The 25,794-nt window shown below is 52.0% G+C and carries 28 protein-coding genes; 26 read left to right on the forward strand and 2 right to left on the reverse strand.

Annotated elements, in window-relative coordinates; genetic code table 11:
- The first annotated feature begins 3 nt into the window (after positions 1–3).
- The 12 genes from rpsD (at position 4) to ACZ481_RS02720 (ending at position 9,274) form a co-directional block, all read left to right on the forward strand.
- Positions 4–636 (forward strand): 30S ribosomal protein S4, encoded by a 633-nt coding sequence (gene rpsD / locus ACZ481_RS02665; RefSeq protein WP_464768638.1) that lies wholly within the window; start codon positions 4–6, stop codon positions 634–636.
- Positions 637–700: 64 nt separating this feature from the next.
- Positions 701–1,660: a DNA-directed RNA polymerase subunit alpha gene (locus tag ACZ481_RS02670; protein WP_464768639.1), complete on the forward strand. Its 960-nt coding sequence runs from the start codon at positions 701–703 to the stop codon at positions 1,658–1,660.
- Between the two features lie 15 nt (positions 1,661–1,675).
- A complete protein-coding gene (gene rplQ / locus ACZ481_RS02675) occupies positions 1,676–2,014 on the forward strand; it encodes a 50S ribosomal protein L17 (protein WP_144348557.1) in 339 nt (112 codons plus the stop codon).
- Positions 2,015–2,102: 88 nt separating this feature from the next.
- On the forward strand, positions 2,103–2,933 hold the full coding sequence (locus ACZ481_RS02680) for an energy-coupling factor transporter ATPase (RefSeq protein ID WP_464768640.1): 831 nt from the start codon (positions 2,103–2,105) through the stop codon (positions 2,931–2,933).
- A complete protein-coding gene (locus ACZ481_RS02685; protein WP_464768641.1) occupies positions 2,924–3,793 on the forward strand; it encodes an energy-coupling factor transporter ATPase in 870 nt (289 codons plus the stop codon). Before ACZ481_RS02680 ends, ACZ481_RS02685 begins: the two co-directional genes overlap by 10 nt.
- Positions 3,783–4,592: an energy-coupling factor transporter transmembrane component T family protein gene (locus ACZ481_RS02690; protein ID WP_464768642.1), complete on the forward strand. Its 810-nt coding sequence runs from the start codon at positions 3,783–3,785 to the stop codon at positions 4,590–4,592. Before ACZ481_RS02685 ends, ACZ481_RS02690 begins: the two co-directional genes overlap by 11 nt.
- Positions 4,589–5,329 carry a tRNA pseudouridine(38-40) synthase TruA gene (gene truA / locus ACZ481_RS02695; protein ID WP_464768643.1) on the forward strand — a complete coding sequence of 247 codons (741 nt, stop codon included), beginning with the start codon at positions 4,589–4,591 and terminating at the stop codon, positions 5,327–5,329. Before ACZ481_RS02690 ends, truA begins: the two co-directional genes overlap by 4 nt.
- Before the next feature lie 180 nt (positions 5,330–5,509).
- Complete coding sequence (gene rplM, locus ACZ481_RS02700) at positions 5,510–5,947, forward strand: 50S ribosomal protein L13 (protein WP_464768644.1); 438 nt, start codon at positions 5,510–5,512, stop codon at positions 5,945–5,947.
- Positions 5,948–5,970: 23 nt separating this feature from the next.
- Complete coding sequence (rpsI, locus tag ACZ481_RS02705; RefSeq protein WP_144348563.1) at positions 5,971–6,363, forward strand: 30S ribosomal protein S9; 393 nt, start codon at positions 5,971–5,973, stop codon at positions 6,361–6,363.
- Positions 6,364–6,900: 537 nt separating this feature from the next.
- Positions 6,901–7,860: a Bug family tripartite tricarboxylate transporter substrate binding protein gene (locus ACZ481_RS02710; protein ID WP_464770565.1), complete on the forward strand. Its 960-nt coding sequence runs from the start codon at positions 6,901–6,903 to the stop codon at positions 7,858–7,860.
- Between the two features lie 62 nt (positions 7,861–7,922).
- The gene (locus tag ACZ481_RS02715; protein ID WP_464768645.1) at positions 7,923–8,507 is read left to right on the forward strand and encodes a cupin domain-containing protein; all 585 of its coding nucleotides are present in this window, start codon (positions 7,923–7,925) and stop codon (positions 8,505–8,507) included.
- Between the two features lie 131 nt (positions 8,508–8,638).
- Positions 8,639–9,274: a hypothetical protein gene (locus ACZ481_RS02720; RefSeq protein WP_464768646.1), complete on the forward strand. Its 636-nt coding sequence runs from the start codon at positions 8,639–8,641 to the stop codon at positions 9,272–9,274.
- 242 nt (positions 9,275–9,516) lie between these two features.
- On the opposite strand, the gene ACZ481_RS02725 is transcribed toward ACZ481_RS02720, so the two are convergent.
- Positions 9,517–10,311 carry a transglycosylase domain-containing protein gene (locus tag ACZ481_RS02725; RefSeq protein ID WP_464768647.1) on the reverse strand — a complete coding sequence of 265 codons (795 nt, stop codon included), beginning with the start codon at positions 10,309–10,311 and terminating at the stop codon, positions 9,517–9,519.
- Positions 10,312–10,415: 104 nt separating this feature from the next.
- Here ACZ481_RS02725 and ACZ481_RS02730 point away from each other — a divergent pair, with 104 nt between their 5' ends.
- The 4 genes from ACZ481_RS02730 (at position 10,416) to amrS (ending at position 13,591) form a co-directional block, all read left to right on the forward strand.
- Complete coding sequence (locus ACZ481_RS02730) at positions 10,416–11,132, forward strand: N-acetylmuramoyl-L-alanine amidase family protein (RefSeq protein WP_464768648.1); 717 nt, start codon at positions 10,416–10,418, stop codon at positions 11,130–11,132.
- 90 nt (positions 11,133–11,222) lie between these two features.
- Entirely contained in the window at positions 11,223–12,056 is an 834-nt protein-coding gene (gene amrB / locus ACZ481_RS02735; RefSeq protein WP_464768649.1) for an AmmeMemoRadiSam system protein B, read from the forward strand.
- Positions 12,057–12,066: 10 nt separating this feature from the next.
- Entirely contained in the window at positions 12,067–12,582 is a 516-nt protein-coding gene (gene amrA, locus ACZ481_RS02740; RefSeq protein ID WP_464768650.1) for an AmmeMemoRadiSam system protein A, read from the forward strand.
- A gap of 10 nt (positions 12,583–12,592) precedes the next feature.
- On the forward strand, positions 12,593–13,591 hold the full coding sequence (amrS, locus tag ACZ481_RS02745) for an AmmeMemoRadiSam system radical SAM enzyme (RefSeq protein WP_464768651.1): 999 nt from the start codon (positions 12,593–12,595) through the stop codon (positions 13,589–13,591).
- A 10-nt stretch (positions 13,592–13,601) separates the two neighbouring features.
- On the opposite strand, the gene ACZ481_RS02750 is transcribed toward amrS, so the two are convergent.
- A complete protein-coding gene (locus ACZ481_RS02750; protein WP_464768652.1) occupies positions 13,602–14,258 on the reverse strand; it encodes a DedA family protein in 657 nt (218 codons plus the stop codon).
- A 68-nt stretch (positions 14,259–14,326) separates the two neighbouring features.
- Here ACZ481_RS02750 and argC point away from each other — a divergent pair, with 68 nt between their 5' ends.
- The 10 genes from argC (at position 14,327) to ACZ481_RS02800 (ending at position 25,782) form a co-directional block, all read left to right on the forward strand.
- Positions 14,327–15,367 carry an N-acetyl-gamma-glutamyl-phosphate reductase gene (argC, locus tag ACZ481_RS02755; protein ID WP_464768653.1) on the forward strand — a complete coding sequence of 347 codons (1,041 nt, stop codon included), beginning with the start codon at positions 14,327–14,329 and terminating at the stop codon, positions 15,365–15,367.
- A gap of 12 nt (positions 15,368–15,379) precedes the next feature.
- On the forward strand, positions 15,380–16,591 hold the full coding sequence (argJ, locus tag ACZ481_RS02760; protein ID WP_464768654.1) for a bifunctional glutamate N-acetyltransferase/amino-acid acetyltransferase ArgJ: 1,212 nt from the start codon (positions 15,380–15,382) through the stop codon (positions 16,589–16,591).
- A 109-nt stretch (positions 16,592–16,700) separates the two neighbouring features.
- Positions 16,701–17,606, forward strand: a complete 906-nt coding sequence (gene argB, locus ACZ481_RS02765; RefSeq protein ID WP_464768655.1) for an acetylglutamate kinase — start codon at positions 16,701–16,703, stop codon at positions 17,604–17,606.
- The gene (locus ACZ481_RS02770) at positions 17,599–18,795 is read left to right on the forward strand and encodes an acetylornithine transaminase (RefSeq protein ID WP_464768656.1); all 1,197 of its coding nucleotides are present in this window, start codon (positions 17,599–17,601) and stop codon (positions 18,793–18,795) included. The genes argB and ACZ481_RS02770 overlap by 8 nt, the downstream gene beginning before the upstream one ends.
- A 21-nt stretch (positions 18,796–18,816) precedes the next feature.
- A complete protein-coding gene (gene argF / locus ACZ481_RS02775) occupies positions 18,817–19,749 on the forward strand; it encodes an ornithine carbamoyltransferase (RefSeq protein WP_464768657.1) in 933 nt (310 codons plus the stop codon).
- A gap of 338 nt (positions 19,750–20,087) precedes the next feature.
- The gene (locus ACZ481_RS02780) at positions 20,088–21,311 is read left to right on the forward strand and encodes an argininosuccinate synthase (RefSeq protein ID WP_464768658.1); all 1,224 of its coding nucleotides are present in this window, start codon (positions 20,088–20,090) and stop codon (positions 21,309–21,311) included.
- Positions 21,304–22,719, forward strand: a complete 1,416-nt coding sequence (argH, locus tag ACZ481_RS02785; protein ID WP_464768659.1) for an argininosuccinate lyase — start codon at positions 21,304–21,306, stop codon at positions 22,717–22,719. The genes ACZ481_RS02780 and argH overlap by 8 nt, the downstream gene beginning before the upstream one ends.
- Positions 22,720–22,755: 36 nt before the next feature.
- Entirely contained in the window at positions 22,756–23,829 is a 1,074-nt protein-coding gene (locus ACZ481_RS02790; protein ID WP_464768660.1) for a branched-chain amino acid aminotransferase, read from the forward strand.
- Positions 23,830–24,025: 196 nt separating this feature from the next.
- A complete protein-coding gene (gene cdaA / locus ACZ481_RS02795; RefSeq protein ID WP_464768661.1) occupies positions 24,026–24,841 on the forward strand; it encodes a diadenylate cyclase CdaA in 816 nt (271 codons plus the stop codon).
- Entirely contained in the window at positions 24,841–25,782 is a 942-nt protein-coding gene (locus tag ACZ481_RS02800) for a CdaR family protein (RefSeq protein WP_464768662.1), read from the forward strand. The genes cdaA and ACZ481_RS02800 overlap by 1 nt, the downstream gene beginning before the upstream one ends.
- The last annotated feature ends 12 nt before the right edge of the window (positions 25,783–25,794 follow it).

A 25,794-nucleotide genomic window follows, 5' to 3' on the forward strand; every position in this document is an offset into this window, starting at 1 on the left:
AGAATGGCTAAATATACAGGTCCTGTTTGTAGATTATGCCGCCGGGAAGGTGCAAAACTGTACCTTAAAGGCGATAGATGCTATAGTGATAAATGCTCCTTTACAGAGCGCGGTTTTGCTCCCGGCCAGCATGGCGCCGGTCAAACCCGGAAAAAAGTTTCCGAATACGGCATTCAGCTCCGGGAAAAACAAAAAACCCGCCGTATCTACGGCGTGCTTGAGCGTCAATTCCGGAACTACTTTGAAAAAGCGGAACGCCAAAAAGGCATTACCGGCGTAAACCTGCTGGTTATGCTGGAAAGAAGACTCGATAATGTTGTTTACCGTATGGGGCTGGCTGAAAGCCGCAACCAGGCAAGACAACTGGTGCGTCATGGCTTAATCAATGTCAATGGCCGCCGGGTGGATATTCCTTCTTTCCTGGTCAAAGCCGACAGCGTTGTTGCCGTACGGGAAGAAAGCAAAGAATCACCAATTATGAAGAAAATCGCTGAATCTCTTGGTCATAAGCAAGCTCCAGCTTGGATCGAACTTACGGCTGCCGATATGAGTGGTAAAGTTACGCGCTACCCAACCCGGGAGGAAATTGATATTCCTATCCAGGAACATCTAATTGTAGAATTGTACTCGAGATAATCTGCCCTCAACCGTGGCGAAGGCGTAACTAAGAGTTTGCGCAAATGAGGAGGGTTTTTTCCGGATGATTGAAATCGAAAAACCGAAGATCGAAATAGTGGAAGTAAGTGAAGACAACCGTTACGGTAAATTCGTATGGGAACCGCTTGACAGGGGCTTTGGCATCACGCTGGGCAACAGTTTAAGAAGAGTGCTTTTATCGTCATTGCCTGGTGCGGCTGTAACTTCAGTGAAAATTGACGGTGTTCTTCACGAATTTGCTACTATTCCCGGGGTTCGGGAGGACGTCACCGACATTATTCTAAATCTAAAAGAACTGTGTCTGAAAATGCATAGTGACGAGCCCAAGGTTTTACTGGTTGAAGCGTTTGAAGAAGGCGAAGTCACTGCAGGCGATATCAGAGCCGACGCCGATATTGACATCTTGAACGAAGACCTTCACCTGGCAACAGTTGGTGCAGGCGGCAAGCTCCGCATGGAAATCATGGTGGAAAAAGGCAAAGGTTATGTACCGGCTGATAAAAACAAAAAACCCGACCATGTAATCGGGATCATTCCTATTGACTCCATCTTCTCGCCCATTGTGCGTGTCAACTATAACGTAACCGACACCCGTGTCGGCAACGTTACCAACTATGACAAGCTGACACTGGAAGTATGGACAGATGGCAGTATGCGTCCTGAAGAAGCGGTCAGTAAGGCTGCTGGCATAATGGTGTCGCACCTGAAATTGTTTCAAAATATTGCCGGAGAACCTCCTGAAGAGGATGAGGGTCAGGGTTTAGTCTCAGAAGAACCTGCAGAAGGTAAAAACAGGACCATGGAAATGACCATTGAGGACCTGGATCTTTCCGTGCGTTCCTACAATTGTTTAAAACGGGCTGGAATTAACACCGTTTCCGAGCTTGTCCAAAAAAGCGAGGAAGATATGATGAAGGTTCGCAACCTAGGCCGCAAGTCACTGGAAGAAGTGAAGAAAAAGATTGTTGAAATGGGTCTGTCACTTGCGGAACACGAAGAATAAAGGGAGGGAAGAGTTGTGGCCTACAGAAAGTTAGGACGGGATACCAGCGCTCGCAAAGCGCTGTTTCGCAGTATGTTGACTTCCTTCTTTGCCTATGAGCGTATTGAAACAACAGAAGCTAAGGCGAAAGAAATCAGCGGCCTGGCCGATAAAATGATTACTTTGGCTAAGCGGGGCGACCTGCATGCCCGCCGCCAAGTGTTATCAAGCCTCTACGACGAAGAAGTTGTAACAAAATTATTTGACGTCATTGCGCCGAAATATGCCGAACGTCAAGGCGGTTATACCCGGGTGCTAAAATTGGGACCTCGCCGGGGCGATGCTGCGCCGATGGCGATTATCGAATTAGTGTAACAGGCTCAGAGACAAGGGCGACCCGGCGGGTCGCCTTTATTCTTACCTAGTTTTGTTGTATTATTGGTAAAGGGGTGTGCAGCCTCATATGGGAGAAATTATTAAACTTGAAAACTTGCGTCATACCTACCAGGGCTATGAAGGTCAGGAGGTTAGTGCGCTTACTGATATTAGCCTGACAGTAAGTCAGGGAGAATTTGTTGCCGTGATTGGTACCAACGGCTCCGGTAAATCGACCTTGGCCAAACACCTCAATGCCCTCATCCTGCCGACCGGCGGCAAGTGTCTGGTTGGGGGGCTGGATACGGCTGATCCGGCTAAGGTTTGGGAGATACGGCAGCAAGTCGGGATGGTGTTTCAAAATCCCGACAACCAGATTGTCGCCGCAATTGTCGAAGAAGACGTAGCCTTTGGCCCGGAAAACCTGGGGGTAGCTCCGGCCGAAATCTCCCGGCGGGTAACTGAAGCCCTGGCCCTTGTCAACATGGCCGATTACCGGCACCATGGACCACACCTTTTGTCCGGCGGCCAAAAACAGCGGGTCGCTATTGCCGGTGTCCTGGCAATGCGCCCCAGGTGCCTGGTTTTGGACGAGCCCACAGCCATGCTTGATCCCCGGGGCCGCAAAGAAGTGCTTGATACCGTTTGCCGGCTGAACCGGGAAGGCATTACCGTTGTCTATATTACCCATTTCATGGAGGAAGCGGTTGCTGCCCACCGGGTAGTGGTTATGGAACAGGGCCGTATTGTCATGCAGGGAACCCCGGTTGAGATATTCAGCCAGGTGGACAGGCTGAAGTCCATGGGACTTGATGTCCCGGCGGCGGCTGAGGTGGCTGCCTGCCTGCGCCGGCAAGGCCTGGAACTGTCAACAAATATAATAAGTGATGAACAACTGGTGGTGGCTTTATGTCCATAATCTTTGATGATGTTACCTACACCTATATGCCGGATACTCCTTACCGGCGGACAGCCATACAAAATATCAGCCTGACCATCAATAAAGGTGAATTTATCGGCATTATCGGCCATACCGGTTCAGGGAAATCAACCCTTGTCCAGCATATGAACGGCCTGATTGCGCCGACCACCGGTCAGGTCACCGTAGATGGGGTCGATATCAAGGCCAAGACCGAGGCCGCCCGAAACGCCCGTCGGCGGGTAGGGATGGTTTTTCAGTATCCTGAGCATCAATTATTTGAAGAAAGCATTTATGAGGATATTGCTTTTGGTCCTAAGAATCTAGGCGTGCCGGCAGACGAAATGGAGGAGCGCGTACGGCGGGCTATGGCTTTTGTCGGACTGGATTACCAGCAGTTTAAGGATCGCTCCCCGTTTAACCTTAGCGGCGGTCAGATGCGGCGGGTGGCCATTGCCGGGGTGATTGCCCTGGAACCGGATTATCTGGCCTTGGATGAGCCTGCCGCCGGTCTGGACCCCCGGGGGCGGGATGAAATCTTTGGCCAGATTGATAAACTGCATCAGACAACCGGGACTACGGTGATCCTGGTATCTCATAATATGGAGGATATCGCCCGCTTTGCCAGCCGGGTGCTGGTCATGAACGGCGGTCAAATCAGCCTTGACGGTACACCGCGGGATATTTTCGGCAGCGGCCGTCAGGAACTGAGGGCCGCCGGTGTTGATGTACCGCCTTTGACGGCACTGATCGACAGCCTCCAGGCTAAAGGCTTACAGATTAGCAATCACGCGCTGTCGGCCGAGGCGGCGGCGGCGGACATACTGGCAGCCGTGAGGGGGCGCAAACATGTTAACTGATATCACTCTCGGTCAGTATTTTCCGGGCCGTTCCCCCATACACCTGCTCGATCCCCGCACCAAAATTTTAAGTGTTATTACCTATATTTGCACCATCTTTTTAGCCGAGAACTACCTGGCCTATGGCATACTGGCCGCTTTTGCGGCGATGATTGTCGGTATATCAGGCATTCCTGCCAAGATGGTGGTCAGGTCCCTCAAACCCTTATGGATTATTATTCTGCTGACACTTGCCATTCATATCTTTAGTACCCCGGGAACTGTCATCTATAACCTGGGTCCCTTGACTGTCACCCAAGAAGGCCTGCGTATGGGTATACTCATGTCCCTGCGGCTGGCACTCTTAATTGCGGTATCCTCCTTATTAACCTTTACTACCTCCCCTATCGCTTTGACCGATGGGATCGAACGCCTGCTTAATCCCTTCCGCCGGCTGGGAGTTCCGGCCCATGAACTGGCGATGATGATGACAATTGCCCTGCGCTTTATTCCTACCCTGCTGGAAGAAGCCGACCGGATTATGAAAGCCCAGATGGCCCGGGGGGCCGATTTTACCTCAGGCAATATTCTGCGCCGGGCCAAAAACATGGTGCCGCTGCTGGTGCCGCTCTTTATCAGTGCCTTTCGCCGGGCTGACGAACTGGCTGTCGCCATGGAGGCCAGGTGCTACCGGGGCGGGGAAAACCGCACCCGGATGAAAGAACTGCGGCTGGGCAGCCGGGACCTGGCGGCAGCGGCCGCCCTGGCCGGTTTGATTGTGGTGTTAGTGCTGGTCAGGGTATATAAGCTGGCCATATGAGAAATATTAAACTGATACTGGCTTATGACGGAACTGCCTACCATGGTTACCAGCGCCAGGCCAATACCGCAAGGACCATTCAGCAGGTGGTGGAAGAACGGCTGAGTCCGATATTTTGCCAGCCCATTAAACTTAACGGCGCCGCCCGTACCGATGCCGGAGTCCATGCCTATGGTCAGGTTGTAAACTTTACGACTACCGGGACAATACCGGCAGACCGTATTGCTATGGCGGCCAAAGCCGTGCTGCCGCCGGATATTGTTGTTATTGGCGCCAGTGAAGAGCCTAGGGACTTTCATGCCCGGCGTTCAGCCCAGAGCAAGATCTACCGGTACCGGATTTGGAATACCCGTCCCCCGAATCCATTTGAGCGCAACTATACATGGCATTGTATTGCCAAACTTGACACCGCCCTGATGCACCAGGCGGCGCAGGCTGTTGTCGGCACCCATGACTTTTCTGCTTTCCGTGCCACCGGCGGGGCGCCGGTAAGTCCTGTACGGACACTGCTAGCGGTTTCTTGCCGGGAAATGGGCAATGCCATCATTGAGTTTGAGTTTTGGGGAACAGGCTTCTTATACCATATGGTGCGCAACCTGGTGGGGACGCTGGTCAAAGTCGGGCAGCACCGGCTGACACCGGCCGGCTTTGCCGGCATACTGGCGGGCCGCGACCGCCGGGCCGCGGGAATGACCGCCCCGCCGCAAGGCTTGTTTCTGGTTGAGGTAAAATACTGATGCCAAACAAAATAATTTTACGATGACAAGGGATAACGCTTGACATCCTTTAACTAATTTATTACAATAGTTTTATGAGTTTTTTGCCATGCATTCCATTAGCCCCGGAATTCAAGGTTAAACGATCATAACTTGTCTCTCAGAATTTTATTCCTTTTAGCTTGTATGAGGAGGATAGACATGAAAACTTTTATGGCAAACCCGGCCGACATAAAGCGCAAATGGTATGTCGTGGATGCTGAGGGTCAAACCCTTGGTAGATTGGCCGTTGAAGTCGCGAAAGTGCTTCGCGGCAAAAATAAACCGATTTTTACCCCCCATGTTGATACCGGCGACCATGTAATTGTGGTTAATGCCGATAAAATTGTATTAACTGGCAAGAAGCTGGAGCAAAAGACTTATTTCCGTCATTCCGGCTATCCCGGTGGCACGACCTTTACCCCTGCCGGCAAAATGCTCGCTGACAAACCGCAGCGTGTTATTGAACTGGCTGTTAAAGGCATGCTTCCCAAAAACAGCCTTGGCCGTCAGATGTACCGTAAACTGAATGTTTACGCTGGCGCTAACCATCCGCATTCCGCGCAGCAGCCGGAAGTGCTGGAACTTAATATTAGGTAATACCGGAAAGGAGGAACATATATATGGCATTGGTTACTTACTACGGCACAGGCCGCAGAAAAACCTCGGTTGCCAGAGTTCGTCTGGTTCCGGGAGAAGGCAAGATCATCGTTAACAATCGTCAGCTTAACGAGTATTTCGGATTGAAAACCCTTGAGCTGATTGTGACTCAGCCGCTTAACATTACCGACACTGTCGGCAAATACGATGTTCTGGCAAAGGTTGAGGGCGGCGGCGTTTCCGGCCAGGCCGGCGCAGTCCGTCATGGCATTTCCCGCGCGCTCTTAAAAGTTGACGGTGAATTCCGTCCGGCGCTTAAGAAAGCAGGTCTCTTAACCCGTGACCCGCGCGAAAAAGAGCGCCGTAAATACGGCCTCAAAAAAGCCCGTAAAGCTTCCCAATTTTCAAAGCGTTAATTCCGGAAAAATTGAAACCCTTGCAAACTCTGTGTTTGCAGGGGTTTTGCTTTTTAAGAACATGTAAGTTTTACCTTTTTCTCCCTTTACGGCAACACTGTGTCTAACTTTATTGCCCGGCTGTCCGGCTCGCAACCGGAATTTACCTATGCGAAGGATTACATTGCCAGCATCACTCCCTATCAGCGGGAGTGCTAACCGTCCTGAACAACCCAAATATATTATACCAGTAAAAACCAAGCCCCACAATTCCAGATTGCTATGCTGACCGCTCTTTAAGAGCGGTTTTTCTATGCCTGAAATGAGGTGGTGATGAAATGCCTATAGAACAGTTAATGATTCATAGACTGTCTGCTATTGAGCAGGCATTTTTTTATTTCCATGCCCTAAATGACAATATATTACATGGAAATTATCATATAATTTAGTTAATTATTGTCTGAATTGTAATATTTTGCAGAACGAGGAGGTAAGCGTGTAGTGAGGAGAAGAGTAAGTGTCTTACTAGCAGTAGCAGCATTGGTTATTTCGATCATAATAGGGGGTTGTGGTGAAGAGGAAGAAGTAGCAATACCTGTTCAAAAATATCCCGAGAAGCCTATTACTGTAATTGTTCCATACAATGCTGGGGGCGGTCTGGATCTGACAGCAAGGTCGTTGGAAAAATTATCCATCAAGCATTTGGGACAACCATTGACCATTATTAATAAGCCCGGGAGTGCTGGTGCCATTGGCTGGAATGAGGTAGCGGCCGCTCCGGCTGATGGCTACACTATTGGCGCAACAGCGAGTGAATTGTTATTACTATCGCTATATGAGTCAGGTAAATATAATTATATAACCGCATTAAGCCCGCTGGCGCAGGTAACCGCCGTACCGATGCTGCTGGCGGTACAAGCCGATCAACCCTGGCAAACACTGAGCGACCTGGTTGCGTATGCCAAAAAACACCCTGGGAAGCTAAAGTTTGGGAACAATGGTAGTGGATCATTTCCGCATATACTGTGCGAGATGCTTAATCATGATGCCGGAATTCAAATTGAGCAGGTTCCCTTCTCCGGTGCGGGTGAGACAATACCCGCATTGTTAGGTGGCCACATTCAGCTTGCTTTTGTTAGTCCTGTGCCAATCAAAGAGCATGTAAAAAGTGGCAAGATAAAAATTCTGGCCGTGACTGGCAAGCAGCGTATGGATGATCCATTATTTGCGCATGTACCAACCTTAAAAGAGCTAGGCATTGACATTACTATAGACAATTGGCACGGAATCGCGGTTCCCAAAGAAACACCGGTTGCAGTTAAAAATAAGCTGGCAGAGAGGTTAAAAGCTATTATAAATGACCCGGAGTTTAAGGCGAATATGGAGAGGATCGGAAACAAGGTAGAATATTTGGGTCCCCAAGAATCAACAGATAAATGGATCGATGATAGCCAAAAGCTCCAAAAAACATTGCAAGCAAGCGGTATATTGGAGCAGATTAAATCCCAGAAAAAATAATAACTTATTGACGCTAGTCAAAAGTGCCGCCCTCTTCCTACGGATGAATAGGGCGGCTTTTAATGTCTCTGTTAATTTTTAATCCGCCAGCCGTCATGCACGAGCCGGATAGAGACATAATGAATACACATCACCTAACTTGCGTAGCATCATATAATGGTAACAAACGACTGGAAAAGGAGGATACTATGAATCGCCCCAAATATCCCGTGAACAAGGCGCCAAACGCTTATCCGGCAATCGACTATGGTCCAAAACCCTTGCTCATAAAAATTGCGCAGGCAACAAAAAAAAATAAGGCATTCCGTACCACCGTATGGACGGGCGAATACATGCAGCTAACCCTGATGTGTATCCCCGTTGGCGGTGAAATCGGGCTGGAGCTTCATCCCGATCTTGACCAGTTCATTCACATTGAAAAAGGGGTGGGGATTGTTAAAATGGGAAATCGCAAGAATGATTTATACTTCCAAAGATATGTCGGTGATGATTATGCCTTTTTTATTCCGGCAGGAACCTGGCATAACCTAATCAATACAGGGAGAAGCCCGTTGAAACTGTATTCAATCTATGCCCCGCCTCAACATCCGAAAGGAACCGTGCATCTAACCAAGGCAGAAGCCGAAGCAGATGAGCACAGCCATTGAGAAATAGCTCCGGCCTGCGATTAGTCCGTCCTGCAGGAAATAGGGAAGGGATTTTACCGCCGGCAGGGAATTATTCTGTTATCAGCCGGTTGCTAATTTACATCGCGGTAAATTTGAAGGAGTCATTGCCAATGCAGAACAAATACCTATTTTCCCGGAAGTTATTCCCCACAACCTGGATATCCTTATTTTTATCGGCCCTGCTATTTCCGCTGGGGGTATCCCTGCCCGCCTGGTGGGGGTGGGAAAACGGACCGATAGAAAACACGCAGGTAGTTATTCTTAGTGCCGGCGCGTTTTTATCCTGGCTGGCGGCACGGCGGAAGGATGAGGACAGGAAAGTTCATAACCTGTGGTTATGGATGATCCCGGTCTGGCTGGTCCTGGCCGGCCGCGAACTGAGCTGGGGACGGGTATTTTTTGACCCGGTGGCCATTGGGGCAAAGGGCCCTGCCTTTCCGGCTATTCAGGATATCTGGTATGGGCCCTATTGCTATCCGGTCCTTACTGTCATCATTATTAGCACACTCCTTGGCCTGTGGCGCAATTTTGACTGGGAGCATATCAAGCCCGGCCTGCGGGTAGCGGTGGTTGATGTCAGCCTGTTAATCCTGGCTGCCCTGGCCTCGCAGCTTGTTTTTGAAAAAAATCTGGTTGCCGCCCTCAGCGCTCATTCGCAAATGCTGGAAGAATTGTCCGAGCTGCTCGTTTACTGGTGCATGGTGAGCCTTATCGCCGTTAATGTCCCCGGCAGTCCGGGAAGGTAAGCCGCTGCTGGCACCCGAGGCTTTCCCGGTAAGAAAAGACTTGGCTTGTGCCAAGGCCGTTGGCGGATACCCTTTAAGAACTGCCTGTTCTTATGTTCACAGCGTTTATGTATATTGTGGTAGACGAAAAAAGATCTGGCCGAGCGCCAGATCTTTTTATTATGATATAGTATAGTTTCCCTGAATAAAGGCACCAGCGGCCGGCGCTTTTGCCCAAGGCTCGGCGCAAGCCGTGGTTGTCTTTATTTAGCTAACAGTATGGGGGTTAACTTGGCTTCCTGCGCCTGGGCAGGGCCGATATAGCTGTTGCGGGCCATAGCCGCAAGCACAACCGCCTGACGCTGTTTAGCGGCCGAAAAGTCAACATAGGGAGAGGTAAGAGAGGGTGCATTCGGCAATCCTGCCAGCAGGGCGCACTCGGCCAGATTCAGATGAAAAGGCGGTTTGCCGAAATAAATGGCCGCGGCCTCGCCAATCCCATAGGCGCCGGAACCGAAATAAATAGAATTAAGATACATCTCCAGAATCTCCTCTTTGGAATAACAAAGCTCGATATCAATGGCCAGGACAAACTCTTCCAGCTTGCGGCTCAGGGTGCGTTCCTGGGACAGGAATAAGTTTTTAACAAGCTGCTGGGTGATTGTGCTGCCGCCTTCAGAATAAGAGCCTGTCTGGACATTGACAAGGGTTGCCCTGACAATTCCCTCAATATCAAACCCCATATGCTGATAAAAGCGACTATCCTCAACCGCAATAATAGCCTGTTGCAAGGCCAGCGGCGTATCGTTCAGGCTGACATAGCTTTTTTTGTCCAAAGCGGCTTCAACCGCTTCTTTAAGAAATATAATCCGGTGGACCCGCTCCCACACACTGGCGGCCTCGGAAATTACAGTCCCAGCCTCTGCCGGCAGGCCCGGATTTTTAGGAATTACCGACCGCAGCATCAAATCGCCGCCGGCCCACCAAAACGTAAGGGCAAATATAATGAGCAATAGGGCTAATAACCGACCAATCCGCACACGTCTGCCGTTCACCATTTTACCTCCTGCAGCATAACCTTTACCTATATTTTAGCATTTAATCAGGCAATAGAGAATACAGTGTAAATAGCAAAGGTCATGAAAGAGGGGCAGGGGATAACATGCGTATATTGGTGGTACCACGGCGGCGATTAGTGAGTGCGGTGGTTTTCAGCATTGCCATAGTAGTGTTAAACCTCCTGACACTGCATTATCTGGTATTTGACGACATTGAAAATGCCAATATGTCCGTGCTTACAGGCAAGATCGTGGCGATTGATGCCGGCCACGGCGGCATTGATGACGGGGCCAAATGGAATGGCATTGACGAAAAAAACATAAATCTGGCGATTGCCGTGAAATTAGCCGATGTCCTGGCCGCCAACGGGGTAACGCCGGTTCTTACCCGGGACGGTGATGTTGATTATTATACAAAAGGCAAAGGCGGCAAACGCAATGATCTGCTAAAACGGGCTGAAATTATTGAAAGCTCCGGCGCCCATGTGTTTATCAGCATTCATTGCAATGCCATCCGGGGCGCCAACTGGTCCGGGGCCCAGGTCTTTTACCATCCCCAACTGGCGGAGAACAAACAACTGGCAGAGATAATGCAGCAGGCATTAAAAAATTTTCCTCCAGGCAACAAACGTCAAATCAAGCAGGATTCTGATATTATGATATTGAAATCTGTAAATATACCGGGTGTACTTGTTGAAACCGGCTTTATCAGCAATCCGGACGAGGCAGTGCGCCTTAACAGCGATGCTTATCAACAAAAACTGGCCGAGTATATGGCCAAAGCCCTGGCGTATCATTTTAGCCAAAATGTGGGAAGATAAGATCAGACTTGCTTCTACCGAGCCTGCGGGCAAGGCAGAAGCTTTAGTCGTTCTTACAAAAATGTACCACTAATTCAAGGGAGCGATTATATGGACAACCTGATTGGCTGTGCGCTCATGCCGCATCCGCCGCTCATGATCCCGGAAGTGGGAAAAGACGAATTACAGGGAATTAAAAATACTGTCGAGACAGCTAACCAGGTGGCTGAGCTGCTAAAAGAAAGCAACCCGCAGACCGTTGTCATCATCAGCCCCCATGGGCCTGTCTTTGAAGATGCGGTTACAGTCAGTATCCATCCCCGCCTGCGGGGCAATATGGCCAATTTTGGTGCTGCCGATGTAACCCTCGGCTTTGAGACCGATAATCTATTAATTAAGCATATTATCCGCAACTGTCAGCGGCTGGGTATTAACCTGCTGGAACTGACTGACGATATGGCGAAAAATTACCGCACCTCATTAGCCCTGGATCATGGCGCATTTGTGCCGCTGTACTATCTGGCCAAAGCGGGATTTAAGGGGCAGATAGTACACCTGTCGATCGGGCTGCTGGCTTATGAAGAGATGTATACCTTCGGGAAAGCAGTGCAGGCAGCGATCGGCAATATGGACAAACGGGTTGCTGTCATTGCCTCCGGTGATTTGTCTCATCGCCTGACACCGGCCGCGCCGGCCGGTTATAACCCGCGCGGGGCCGAGTTTGACCACCAGGTAGTGGCTGCTCTCAAAAATGCGGATGTCAAAGCCTTGCTCAATATGGACAGGCAGCTGATTGAAGCGGCCGGGGAATGCGGGCTCAGACCCATCTTTTTTCTGCTGGGCGTGATGGGCGGGTTTGACGTGGAAGCAACCAATCTCTCCTATGAAGGGCCGTTTGGTGTCGGTTATGCTGTTGTTCTTTATAAAATAAAAGGGAAGAAATAGAGGTGTCACTATGGTTGGCGAACATAAAGTGCCCGCTCTGGCCCGGGAAAGTCTTGCCTATTATCTGCGCACCGGCCGGCTAATGGAGAAACCGGCTGTCCTGCCCGCTGTTTTGGCAGGGCGCGCCGGAGTTTTTGTTTCCTTTAAAAAAGGCGGACAGCTGCGGGGCTGTATCGGCACCTTCGCTCCCACCCGGCCGACAATAGCGGAAGAAATTATTCAAAATGCCGTAAGCGCCGGGACGGAGGACCCCCGTTTTCCGCCCATTGACTTGTCAGAAGTGCCGGCGCTTGAGATTTCAGTCGATATCCTGGCGGCGCCGGAGCCGATTGCCGGTATCGATGCGCTTGACCCCAGGCAGTATGGGGTGATTGTGCGCCAAGGACAGCGTTCCGGTCTGCTGCTGCCTGATTTGGCCGGCGTGGATACGGCGGCCGGGCAGGTGGCGATTGCCAGGGAAAAAGCGGGGATTGGCCCGGAGGAAAAGGTCGATTTATATCGTTTTACCGTAACCAGATATAAGTAAGGCGAAGCAGGTGAAACAGGTGCGCGAGGCGCTCTACTACAGGCGGCACAACAAGGAGATTGCCTGCGGCTTGTGCCCCAAAGGCTGCATCATACCCGAGGGGCAGACCGGCTTTTGCCGGGTACGCCAAAATACGGGCGGTACTTTATACAGCCTCAATTATGCCCAGGCGACAGCCCAGGCCCTTGACCCTATCGAAAAAAAACCTCTCTATCACTTTTATCCTGGCAGCCGCATCCTGTCTCTCGGGACCTGGGGCTGTAATTTTGCCTGCCGCTTTTGCCAAAACTGGCCGATCGCCCATGGCCAGCCGCCGGTAGCCAGCCTGCCGCCCGCCGCCGCCGCGGCCCTGGCCGGCCAACTGACAGGCAGGGGGAACATCGGGGTAGCCTATACCTATTCGGAACCCAGTGTCTGGTACGAGTATATCCTGGACACCGCCGGTCTGGTACAAGCCGCCGGGCTTAACAATGTACTGGTCACCAACGGTTTTATCAACCTGCAGCCCCTACAGCAATTGCTGCCCTATATTGCGGCCATGAATATCGACGTTAAGGCCTTTAACGATCAGTTTTACCGGCAAATATGCGCCGGCCGGCTGGAGCAGGTCAAACAGACCGTCGAACTGGCGGCCCGGCACTGCCATGTAGAGGTTACCACCCTGATTGTGCCGGGGCTCAATGACGCCGCCGCCGAGATAAATGCCCTGGCCGAATGGCTGGCAGGCATTAATCCCGATATACCGCTGCATCTCTCCCGCTATTTCCCCAATTACAAGCTGGCTGCCCCGCCGACCCCTGTCAGCACCGTAGAGCAGGCCTGCACCATCGCCCGCCAGGCCCTTAATTATGTTTATCCCGGCAATACGGGCAGCCAGGGAGCGGTCACCTATTGCCCGGACTGCGGCTGTCAGGTGCTTGACCGTCTGCAGGGGCTTAGCCGGTTAAACGCAAAAAACTGCCCCCGGTGCGGGCGCAGCATACCGATTACCGGCGAAGTCAGGTTTTGAAGGCACGAGGCTACCGGCGAATATCTGGGGCCTCTTTTTTTCTTTTATAGGCAATACGCCAAGAGATCGTAATGACAGCAACCACCGCGAACAGGGTGATGGCCAGGTAGGCGGGCTCAGCGCCTAGCGACAGCAGTGCCGGCCAGTGGGGGCCCAGGAATACGCCTAACCCCACTGCCAGCGTGCACCAGACCGCAATCCCGGCGGCTGTATGCAGGGCGAAGGGAAGGAACCTCATATTCAGCAGGCCGGCGGCAATACTGATTTTGGTGCGGACAACAGGCAACTGGCGCCAGGGGACAATGAGCCGGGGGCCATAACGGACAAAAGACGCCCCGATCTTATCAATATAAACCGGTGAGAGGCGGAAAAGCCGGCAGAAGCGGTAGAGAAACGGGCGTCCGCCCTGCCTGGCCACCGCATAGATGAACAAGGAACCCAGCATACTGCCAAGCCAGCCGGAAAACACAGCCGCCGGAAAACTGAAAATACCCTGATAGACCATAAAGCCGGCAAAGCCCAGTACCAGTTCACTGGGGACAGGCAGGCACATGCCTTCCAGCAGCATGGCCACACCTACCGCTCCATAACTGTATTGTTCAATAAATCCCAGCAGGGGGCTGAAATCAATCGTCATAAATACCTCAAAAAAAATTAATGTATACAAAACACGAAAATGCTTGCATTAATATTCATTCATAATGTATTATTATAACATGCGAAGGAGTGAAAACAATGAAAATAAGCATTATAGGCGCAACCGGCTACACCGGTGCGGAGCTGTTGCGAATTCTGGCATCCCATCCGGCGGCTGAAGTACTCTATATTACCTCCGAAAGCCAGCCCGGTACTGCCATTAATGAAATATATCCCCATTTTACACGATTTTACGACAAAAAACTAGCAAGCCTGGCTGACCTGGAGCAGATAGCAAAGCAGAGCGAGGTTTTATTTATCGGTTTGCCTCATGGTCATGCCATGGAGGTTGGCCGTAAGGCTACAGCCGCCAATCAAGACATCAAGATTATTGACCTTGGCGCCGATTACCGGTTTAAGGATCATGCCGTATATGAACAATGGTATAAGGTTCCCCACACCCATAAGGAAGCGCAAGCCGTGTACGGGTTGACGGAATTAAACCGCAGCCAGGTCCGGGAAGCGTCAATTATCGGTAACCCCGGCTGCTACACAACCGCCAGTATACTGGCCCTGGCACCGCTGGTGCAGCACCGGCTGATCGACCTGACCAGCATCATTGTCGATGCCAAATCCGGGGTTTCCGGTGCCGGCCGCAGTTTGAACCTGGGATCCCATTTTACCGAAGTCTTTGAAAACGTTAAGGCGTACAATGTCGCCGGACACCGGCACACGCCGGAAATTGAGGCGGTGCTGGGCGAACTGGCAGGCGAAGCCCTTGTCATTAGCTTTACGCCTCACCTGATCCCGGTGGCCAGAGGCATTCTCAGCACTTGTTATGCTACCCTGAAACAGGGGGTTACGGCGGAGGCCGTTGACGGGGCCTACCACTCGCTGTATGGTGACGAATATTTTATCAGGCTGTTAGGCCGGGGAGGCTATCCTGCCACCAAAAATACCCGGGGCACTAATTTCTGCGACCTGGGCTGGCATATTGACAAACGAACCGGCCGGGTAGTTGCTGTTGCCGCTATCGATAACCTGGTTAAGGGGGCCGCCGGCCAGGCTGTGCAAAATATGAATGTACTGTTTAAGCTTGAGGAACGGACCGGGCTCGACAATGCGCCCCTGTATCCGTAGGAGGGAACTGTAATGTTAACGAAAATCACCGGTGGTATTACCGCGCCGCAAGGGTTTACCGCAGCGGGCGTCCACGCCGGTATAAAGAAGAATGACAAAGAAGATGTGGGCATTATCTATAGCACCGTCCCTGCCGCTGCCGCCGCCCAGTTTACCACCAACAAGATGGCCGCAGCGCCGGTGCTTGTCTCCCGCCAGGCGATTACCCGGGGCAAAGCCCGCGCCATTGTTATCAATTCCGGCTGTGCCAATGCCTGTACCGGCGATCAGGGACTGGCTGATGCCCGGGCCATGGTTCATACAACCGCCACAGCGCTCAAGCTGGACGACTGTGAGGTCTTGGTGGCTTCCACCGGGGTCATTGGTGTTAACCTGCCAATGGCGAAAGTCGCTGCCGGCATCAACCGGGCTGCCGGCAGTTTAAGTGAGGCCGGCCATGAAGCGCTGCTGGCCGCAATTATGACTACCGACACCTTTGCCAAGTCCTGTGCCTATCAGTTCACCCTTAACGGCAAAGCCTGCAAAATTGCGGGCATTGCCAAAGGGGCGGGCATGATCCATCCCAATATGGCAACAATGCTGAGCTTTATTACCACCGATGCCGCCATTGATTCCGTAATCCTGAAACAGGCGCTCAGCCAGGCGGTTGAGCTGTCCTTCAACATGATCTCGGTAGATGGCGACACCAGCACCAATGATATGGTGGCGGTAATCGCCAACGGCGAGGCCGGCAATACGCCAATTACCACAACCGACAGCCAAAGCTACCAGGATTTCTATACTGCCCTTAAAACCGTGTGTACCGAGCTGGCCCAGCTGGTCGTGCGGGACGGGGAAGGGGCGACTAAGTTTCTGGAGATTAACGTTACCGGGGCGGTGTCTTTTGCGGAAGCAAAATGTGCCGCCATGGCGATTGCCAAGTCCCCGCTGGTCAAGACCGCTTTTTTCGGCCAGGATCCCAACTGGGGGCGTATCCTGTGCGCAGCGGGTTATTCCGGCGCCCAGAGCCAGCCGGATAAAACCTCGCTGGTCATCGGCGGCTTAACCATTGTTGTCAATGGCCAGGGAGCTGCCGGCTTTGATACGGAGAAACTCAAAGCCGTTATGGCGGCCAGGGATATTGCCGTGACTCTCGACCTGGGGCTGGGGACGGCGTCGGCGACCGTATGGACCTGTGATTTTTCCTACGAATATGTCAAAATTAACGGGGAATACACCACCTGATAGTATTTGGGAGCGGTTCTTCCGCCACACAGTCTGGCTTTGAGCTGGGCCGGAGGAACCGTCCCCGTGACAACGACAGCAAGGTTAAAATGGGGAAGGGATGATGAATATGATTAATTCAGTAGAAAAAGCGGCTGTACTTATTGAAGCGCTGCCTTATCTGCAGCGGTTTGCCGGCAATACTATTGTGATTAAATACGGCGGCAACGCCATGCTCAACGAGGAACTCAAGAAAAATGTCATGCAGGACATTATCTTTCTTAAATACGCCGGTATCCGGCCGGTGGTTGTCCACGGCGGGGGACCGGAGATTACCGGCATGCTGAAAAAGCTTGGCAAGGAATCGAGCTTTGTCAGCGGCCTGCGGGTTACCGACGCCGAGACCGTAGAGATTGCGGAGATGGTGCTTGTTGGTAAAATCAACAGCGAAATCGTTAAGCTGCTGAACTTCCTTGGGGCCAAAGCAGTTGGCCTGAGCGGCAAGGACGCCGATCTGATTATTGCGTCCAAGCACCTGGCCAAGGTGCGTGACAATGGTCAAACCAAAGAAGTGGATATCGGTTTTGTCGGTGATGTACTCAAACTTAATACCGGTATTGTCGAGAAACTGCTGGACCAGGGCTATATCCCGGTTATTTCCCCGATTGGCGTCGGCAAAGACGGGGCTACCTACAATATCAACGCCGACTATGTGGCCGGTGAGCTGGCGGCGGCCCTGGGGGCGGAGAAGCTGGCCCTGATAACCGATGTGGAAGGCATCTATCGCGATTACAGTGATAAGAGCACTTTTGTTTCCACCCTGTCGCTGGCTGAAGCGCAGGAAATGATTAAAGCCGGCAGCATTGAGGGCGGGATGATCCCCAAAGTGGAGGCGTGCGTAAAAGCGCTGGCTGCCGGGGTGGCCAAAACCCATATTATCGACGGCCGCAAACCGCACTCGCTGCTGCTGGAAATCTTCACCACCGAGGGGATTGGGACCGAAGTGGTTAAATACAGGAGGTATATCAGTGGATAAGCAAACAGTAATTGAACTTGACAATGCCTGCTATATGCCGGTATTCGCCCGCTATCCCATTGTCCTCAGCCACGGCGAGGGTCCTTATGTTTATGACAACGAAGGCCATAAATACATAGATTTTCTGGCCGGCATTGCCGTCAATGTTCTGGGCCATGCCCATCCTAAGCTGGTGGCGGCGGTGGCGGAACAGGCCGGCAAACTGATTCACTGCTCTAATCTTTACTATACAGAGGCGCAGGCCACCCTGGCCCGGACACTGGTAACCGCCAGCGGTCTCGGCAAGGTATTTATCGGCAACAGCGGCGCCGAAGCCAACGAAGGGGCCATTAAGCTGGCCCGCAAATACGGCAAGAAAATTCAGTCCGATAAGGTGCAGATCATCACCGCCGAGCAATCCTTTCACGGGCGGACGCTGGCGACCCTGACCGCTACGGCTCAGCCTAAATACCAGCATGGCTACGAGCCATTGCCAGGTGGTTTTATCCATGTGCCGTTTAATGATATTGCCGCCCTGGAAGCCCTGATATCTGACAAGACCTGTGCCGTAATGCTGGAACCCATCCAGGGGGAGGGCGGGGTTAACCTGCCGGACCCGGATTACTTTAAAAAAGTGCGGACCCTGTGCGACAAGTACGGCGCGCTCCTAATCCTGGACGAAATTCAGACCGGGGTTGGCCGTACCGGCAAAATGTTTGCGTATGAGCATTTAGGTATTATTCCTGATATTGTCACCCTGGCCAAGGGATTAGCCGGCGGTGTGCCGATCGGCGCCTTTATCGCCACCGATAAGGTTGCCGCCGCTTTTGGGCCCGGCGACCATGGCTCCACCTTTGGCGGCAACCCGCTGGCCTGCGCCGCTGCCAATGCGGTTCTTGATACCATTCAGGCCGAGCAGCTGCTGGCAAATGCCCGGGCGGTAGGGGAATACCTGATGGCCCGTCTTAACCTGCTCAGGGAAAAGTATCCGGCCCTGATCAGCGAGGTCCGCGGCCAGGGGCTGATCGTTGCGGCCCAACTCACCCGGCCGGGGCGGGATATTGTTAACAGCTGCATGCAGCAGGGGGCCATTATCAACTGCACCGCCGGCGATGTACTCCGGTTTGTACCGCCGCTGATTATCAACAAAGGTCATGTGGACGAATTGACCGCCATATTAGATAAAACACTGGCGGCTGTACAACTTTAATCATGGGGGAGTGTATGAGGTATGAGCCTTAAAGGAAAAGACTTTCTGTCAGTTCATCATTTATCGGTTGATGAGATATATCAAATTTTTGATTTTACCAGGATCTTAAAAGCCAAACAAAAGGCCGGTGAACCACACCCGCTGCTAAAAGGCAAAACCCTGGGCATGATATTCCAAAAAGCATCGACCCGTACCCGGGTATCGTTTGAGGTCGGCATGTGGCAGCTTGGCGGTGCGGCGCTGTTTCTTTCCTCCAACGATATGCAGATTGGCCGGGGCGAGCCGGTCAAGGACACGGCCCGCGTATTATCCCGTTATGTTGACGGCATTATGATCAGGACCTTTTCTCACCTGGAGGTGGAAGAGCTGGCTGAATATGCCACTGTGCCTGTCATTAATGCCCTGACCGACCTGCTGCATCCCTGCCAGGCCATGGCGGATATCTTCACCGCCCTGGAACACAAAGGTGAGCTGAAGGGCCGCAAGCTGTGCTACATTGGCGACGGCAACAATATGGTCAACTCGCTGCTCCACATCTGTGCCAAGGTCGGTATGGACATCAGCGTAGCTACCCCGGCCAACTATGCCCCTGATGCCACCATTGTCGAACAGGCCGCGTTGGATGCCAAGCTGTCAGGCAGTAAAATAACCATTCTCGATGACCCGTTCGCGGCGGCCAAAGATGCGGATGTGCTCTATACCGATGTGTGGGCCAGTATGGGCAAAGAGGGCGAGCAGGCCATCCGCAAGCAGGCTTTTGCCGGCTTCCAGATCAACAGTGCCATTCTGCAGGCTGCCAAAAAGGATACCATCGTTATGCACTGCCTGCCGGCCCACCGCGGCGAGGAAATTACCGAGGATGTCATTGAAGGGCCAAACTCGGTGGTGTTTGATGAGGCGGAAAACCGCTTACACGTGCAAAAAGCCATAATGGCCCTTCTTATGGCTGATTAGCTTTAGAACTTGTGCCAAATATTTTAGAACTTGTTATAAACGCCCATCTGCTTCGTTGCTCCTCAAAACGATTGCTTGCGTACGCCAGTACGCGGCGCTGCCCGTTTTTCCGGTGCGCCTCGCATCTGGACATTTCTAACAAGTTCCGGCAGCTCGTGACTTTTTGGTTACGGGGGGAACACGAGAATGGGCGGGTGTGTTGCGGAGACGTCCCCGTGGCACATACGGTAACAACGCACTTTTCATTTCCTTTAGCATATAGACAATTTCCCCCGGTTCCTGTAAACTTTACCATAGGAAAACCCGGGAAACCATATCGACATAGGAGGCAATTTATAATGAGCGAAATCAAAAAGGTGGTTCTGGCCTACTCCGGCGGCCTGGATACCTCGGTTATTATCCCCTGGCTGAAAGAGAACTATAATTGTGAGGTCATTGCAATGTGCGCTGATGTCGGACAGGGCGATGAACTCGCCCCGGTCCGGGAAAAGGCGATTACATCCGGGGCCAGCAAGGTATATATCGAAGATCTGACGGCTGAGTTTGTGGAAGGCTATGTCTGGCCGACCCTGAAGGCCGGTGCCGTATATGAAGGCAAATACCTGCTGGGAACCTCGTTTGCCCGGCCGATTATTGCCAAGGCCCTTGTGGACATTGCCCTGAAGGAAGGCGCTGACGCCATCTGCCACGGGGCGACAGGCAAAGGCAATGACCAGGTCCGCTTCGAGTTGACCGTCAAAGCCCGGGCTCCTCATCTTAAAATTATTGCTCCCTGGCGGTTGTGGGACATCCGTTCCCGCGAAGATGCGATCGATTATGCGGAAAAGCATGGTATCCCCGTGCCGGTTTCCAAAGCCCGCCCCTACAGCATGGACCGCAACATCTGGCATCTGAGCCATGAAGGCGCTGATCTGGAAAACCCGGCCAATGAGCCGACCGATGATGTGTATCTGATTACCACCCCGCCGGAGAAAGCACCGGATAAACCCCTGTATGTGGAAGTGGGCTTTGAAAAAGGCATCCCCGTAGCGGTGGACGGCGTCAAGCTGGAGGCGGTGGCCCTCCTGACCAAACTCAATGAACTCGGTGCCGCCAACGGCATCGGCATTGCCGATATTGTGGAAAACCGGCTTGTGGGCATGAAATCCCGGGGCGTATACGAAAACCCCGGCGGAGCCATCCTATACTATGCTCACCGGGAATTAGAGTATCTGACGTTAGACCGGGCCACCATGCATTATAAGGAGCAGATTGCCATAAAATATGCCGAACTGGTCTATGACGGCATGTGGTTTGCGCCGCTCCGGGAAGCGCTTGACGCCTTTGTGGATTCGACGCAGCAGACCGTTACCGGCACTGTCCGCCTGAAACTGTACAAGGGCAACATGATGAGCGCCGGCGCCACCTCGCCTTATTCGCTTTATAACGAAAAGATCGTAACCTTTGGCGACAGCGAACAATTATACAACCATGGTGACGCCGAGGGCTTTATTAACCTTTTCGGCTTGCCGCTTAAGGTCCGGGCGATGATGAAAGCTGAGGCTAAGAAAACCAATGAGTAAATTATGGGGCGGACGTTTCGCCAAAAGCACGGATGTGATGGTGGAGGAGTTTACCTCCTCCATTTCTTTTGACAGCCGCATGTACCGGCAGGATATTGCCGGCAGTATTGCCCATGCCAGGATGCTGGCGCAATGCGGCATTATCAGCCAGGACGATGCCAAACTGATTATTGATGGTTTGCACAGTATCCTGGCCGATATTGAAGCAGGCAACTTCAGTTTTGAAGTGTCCCTTGAAGATATTCATATGAATATTGAAAAACGCCTGACCGAACGCATCGGCCCGGCCGGCGGGCGCCTGCATACCGCCCGCAGCCGCAATGACCAGGTGGCCCTTGATACCCATATGTATGTGCGGGAGCAGGTGGCCGAGATCGGCGGGCTGTTATTTGACCTGGAGCAGGCGGTTCTCGACCTTGTCCATGCATACCCGGAGACAATCATGCCCGGCTATACCCATCTGCAGCGGGCCCAGCCCATCCTGTTCGCTCATCACATGCTGGCTTATTTCTTTATGTTTGAGCGTGATTTCCGACGCCTGGGCGGCGTGTGGGAGTCGGCCGATATTATGCCCCTTGGCGCCGGCGCGCTGGCCGGCACCACCTTTCCCATCGACAGGCAGCTGGTAGCCAGGGAGCTGGGCTTTGGCCGCGTGTACGAAAATAGCATTGACGCCGTCAGTGACCGGGACTATATCCTGGAATTTTTGTCGTTTGCCTCTATCCTGATGATGCATCTGAGCCGGTTAAGCGAAGAAATCATTTTGTGGTCGTCAACCGAGTTTTCCTTTATTGAGCTGGATGACGCCCACTGTACCGGTTCGAGCATTATGCCGCAAAAGAAGAATCCCGATGTCGCCGAATTGGTGCGCGGGAAAACCGGCCGGGTTTTTGGCCATCTGATGGCCATGCTGACTGTGGCAAAAGGTCTCCCCCTCGCATACAACAAAGATTTGCAGGAGGATAAAGAGGGGCTGTTTGATACCATCGATACGGTAAAATTCAGCCTGACCGTATACGCGGCGATGCTGCGCGGCCTGAAGGTCAACTCCGGCACCATGCGGCAGGCGCTGAAAACCGACTTTTCCAATGCCACCGATATGGCCGATTATCTTGTTAAAAAAGGACTGCCGTTCCGGCAGGCCCATGAAGTTGTCGGCAAATGCGTAGCCTATTGCTTAAGCGAGCACAAAACGCTGGCTGATTTAAGCCTGGCTGAGTTTAAACAGTTTTCGCCCCTGTTTGACATGGATATTTTAGAGGCAATTACCATGGAAACCTGTGTCGCCGCCCGTAATTCTTTTGGTGGAACATCGCCCGCCCAGGTTGGACAGGCTGTGACTGTTGCCAAGTCCATTATGGAGAAACAGCAAAAACACCTTGACATGTATACAAAAATCAAACTATAATATCCATAAATATACAACCCAAGGAGGCCTGTTAACATGGCTGATATCGCTGTTACACTGGCTGATAAACGTGGCACACTCCCTGCAGATGACAAACTGGGTTTTGGCAAAATTTTTACCGATCACATGTTTGTCATGGATTATGAATCAGGCAAAGGCTGGTTTAATGCCCGCATTGTTCCGTATGGTGATTTTGACATTTCGCCGGCAGCTATGGTGCTGCATTACGGGCAAGCCATTTTTGAGGGCATGAAAGCCTTCCGTACGGAAGACAACCGCGTCGTCGTGTACCGCCCTGTTGATCATCTCAAACGTTTCAACAATTCAGCTGACATTTTAAGCATCCCCCCGATGGATGTTGATTTATTACATGCCGGTTTGAACAAACTGATTGAAATTGACAAGGACTGGGTGCCGCAATCGCTGGGAACCTCGCTGTACATTCGCCCCTTCGTTATCTCGGTCGACCCCTTTGTTGGCGTGAAAGTGGCCGACGAATACAAGCTTCTGATCATTCTCTCGCCTGTCGGCGCCTATTACGCATCCGGTTTTAAGCCTGTCAAAATCAAAGTGGAGGAGCATTTTGTGCGGGCCGTCAAGGGTGGCCTGGGCGAAGCCAAGACCCCGGCTAATTATGCTGCCAGTCTTAAGGCTTCGGAAGAAGCCAAAAAAGAGGGGTATACCCAGGTTTTATGGCTTGATGCCCTGGAACAGAAATATATTGAAGAAGTCGGTACCATGAATATCTTCTTCAAGATCGACAACGAGATTATTACCCCCGAACTAAACGGCAGTATCCTCAATGGTATTACCCGCCGTTCCGTCATTCAGGTAGCTCAGGACTGGGGGCTGAAAGTGACTGAACGCCGGATTTCGATTGACGAGGTATATGCCGCCCATGCTGCGGGCCGGCTGCAGGAGGTATTCGGCTCAGGCACGGCGGCAGTCATTTCCCCGGTGGGCGAGCTGTCCTGGAAAGGCAAGAATATTGTTATTAATAATAACCAGACCGGGGAAACGTCCCAAAAACTGTTTGATTATATCACCAGCATCCAGCAGGGACGGGTAGCCGACAAATTTGGCTGGATTGGCGAAGTAACCAAATTATAATGTATAGCCCTAATATAGTATATTAGCGGGAAGATTAGGCTTGTGCTGTGGGCACAAGCCTAATTTAGTCATAGGACTACTAGGACTTTTACTTTATTTTTTTATAATGGACAATTATCTAAAAGGTTTTCCTGATATTGGGTAGAATAGAATTATAGTTATATTGGAATTTTAACTCCTGTTTGAGGTGTTCAGAATGTTATTGCAAATACGGGGAATAATCTCTACAATTAGTTTCCTGGATATTATCGACATCGCCATTGTTGCCTACTTTTTATATAAACTCTATATTATGATCAGTGGGACCAGAGCGGTGGCCTTATTGAAAGGCCTTGTTGTCCTGCTGGTGGCTACGCTGATCAGCAAATGGCTGGAACTCAATGTGATCAACTGGCTGCTGCAGAAGACCATGACGGTTGTGCTTGTCGCCCTGCCGGTTGTATTCCAGCCGGAGCTCAGGCGCGCCCTTGAGCATCTGGGGCGGGGCCGCTTTTTCCATAACAGCGCTCAGCTGAATGCGGAAGAGAAAGCCAGCCTGTTTGATGAACTGGGCAGGACGGTCACCGACCTGTCTAAAAACAAGATCGGGGCCCTGATGGTCCTGGAGCGGGAAACAGGGCTTAATGACTATATTGAGACAGGCATAAAAGTGGATGGGTTGGTCTCAAGCGAATTTCTTATTAATATTTTTATTCCCAATACCCCCCTGCATGATGGTGCCGTCATTATCCGCGGCAACCGGGTACAGGCGGCCGGCTGCTTATTGCCGCTGTCTGATGACCGCAGCCTTAACAAGGAGCTGGGCACAAGACACCGGGCGGCCATTGGCATCAGCGAACAAACCGATGCGGTTGTTATTGTTGTCAGCGAAGAGACCGGCATCATTTCGCTGGCCCGGGGCGGCCGGCTGCACCGGTATATGGATGCCGAAAAGCTTAAGGAACAGCTTGCGCCGCTATTTATAGCGAAAAGCACTTCCCTTAGTGATCTATTCAGCTGGAGGCCGTCATAATGTTTGATAAGTTTTTTAAAAAACCGGGAGAAACAAAAAATATTACCCCCAAAATTCTGGCCGTTATCCTGGCGATTGTATTATGGCTGTATGTTATCAACGAGCAGAATCCGCCGATTGAATCCTCGTTCACCATTCCGCTGGAAGTCCGCAATGCCGCCACTTCCTACGTTGTCGTCGATGCGCCTGATTCCGTCCGGGTAAAGATACGCGGTCCCCGCAGCATTGTTGCCGGCGTGCTCAATAAGGACCTTAAGGCCTTTATTGATATCAAAGGCCTGACAGAAGGCCGCCACAATGTTAAAGTCAGCGCCGCCATCCCCTCCAGCCTGGAATTAGTCGAGATTAATCCGGACAGAGTCCAGTTCCGCCTTGACACCACCGTGAGCCGCCAGGTACCGGTTGAGGTCAGGCTGACCGGTGCCGCCGCCAGAGGGGCGGTGGTGGGCAATCCGGTGTCAGCCTATGCGCAGGTGACGATTGAAGGACCCAAAAATGCCGTGGCCATGGTGGAAAAGGTAATTGCCTCGGTTGATCTGGCCGGAAAAAATGCCGAGTTTACGGTCGGGGCGCCGCTGGTGCCGGTTACCCAGGCCGGCAAGGAAGTGGAAGGCTTAACCATTTATCCGGAAAAAACCGGGGTTACGGTGAATATAGTCGCCGGCCTTACCAAGAAAGTAATTGATGTAAAACCCGTGACTGAGGGCGAATTGCCTAAAGGTTTTGTTATAAAGGGCATAAGCACGAAACCGGACAAACTGGAATTGCGTGAGCTTACCCCCGGCAAGGGACTTGACAAGCTTGAGGCTGTATACACCGAACCGATCAGCCTTGCCGATATCGACAAAGATACCACCAGGGATGTGAAACTGATAGTGCCGGAAGGGTTGGCCGCTGCCCAGGCAACTGTCAGCGTTACCATCCAAGTCGGCCCCAGTTAAAGGAGACAGCAG

Source organism: Sporomusa intestinalis, from assembly GCF_055383785.1.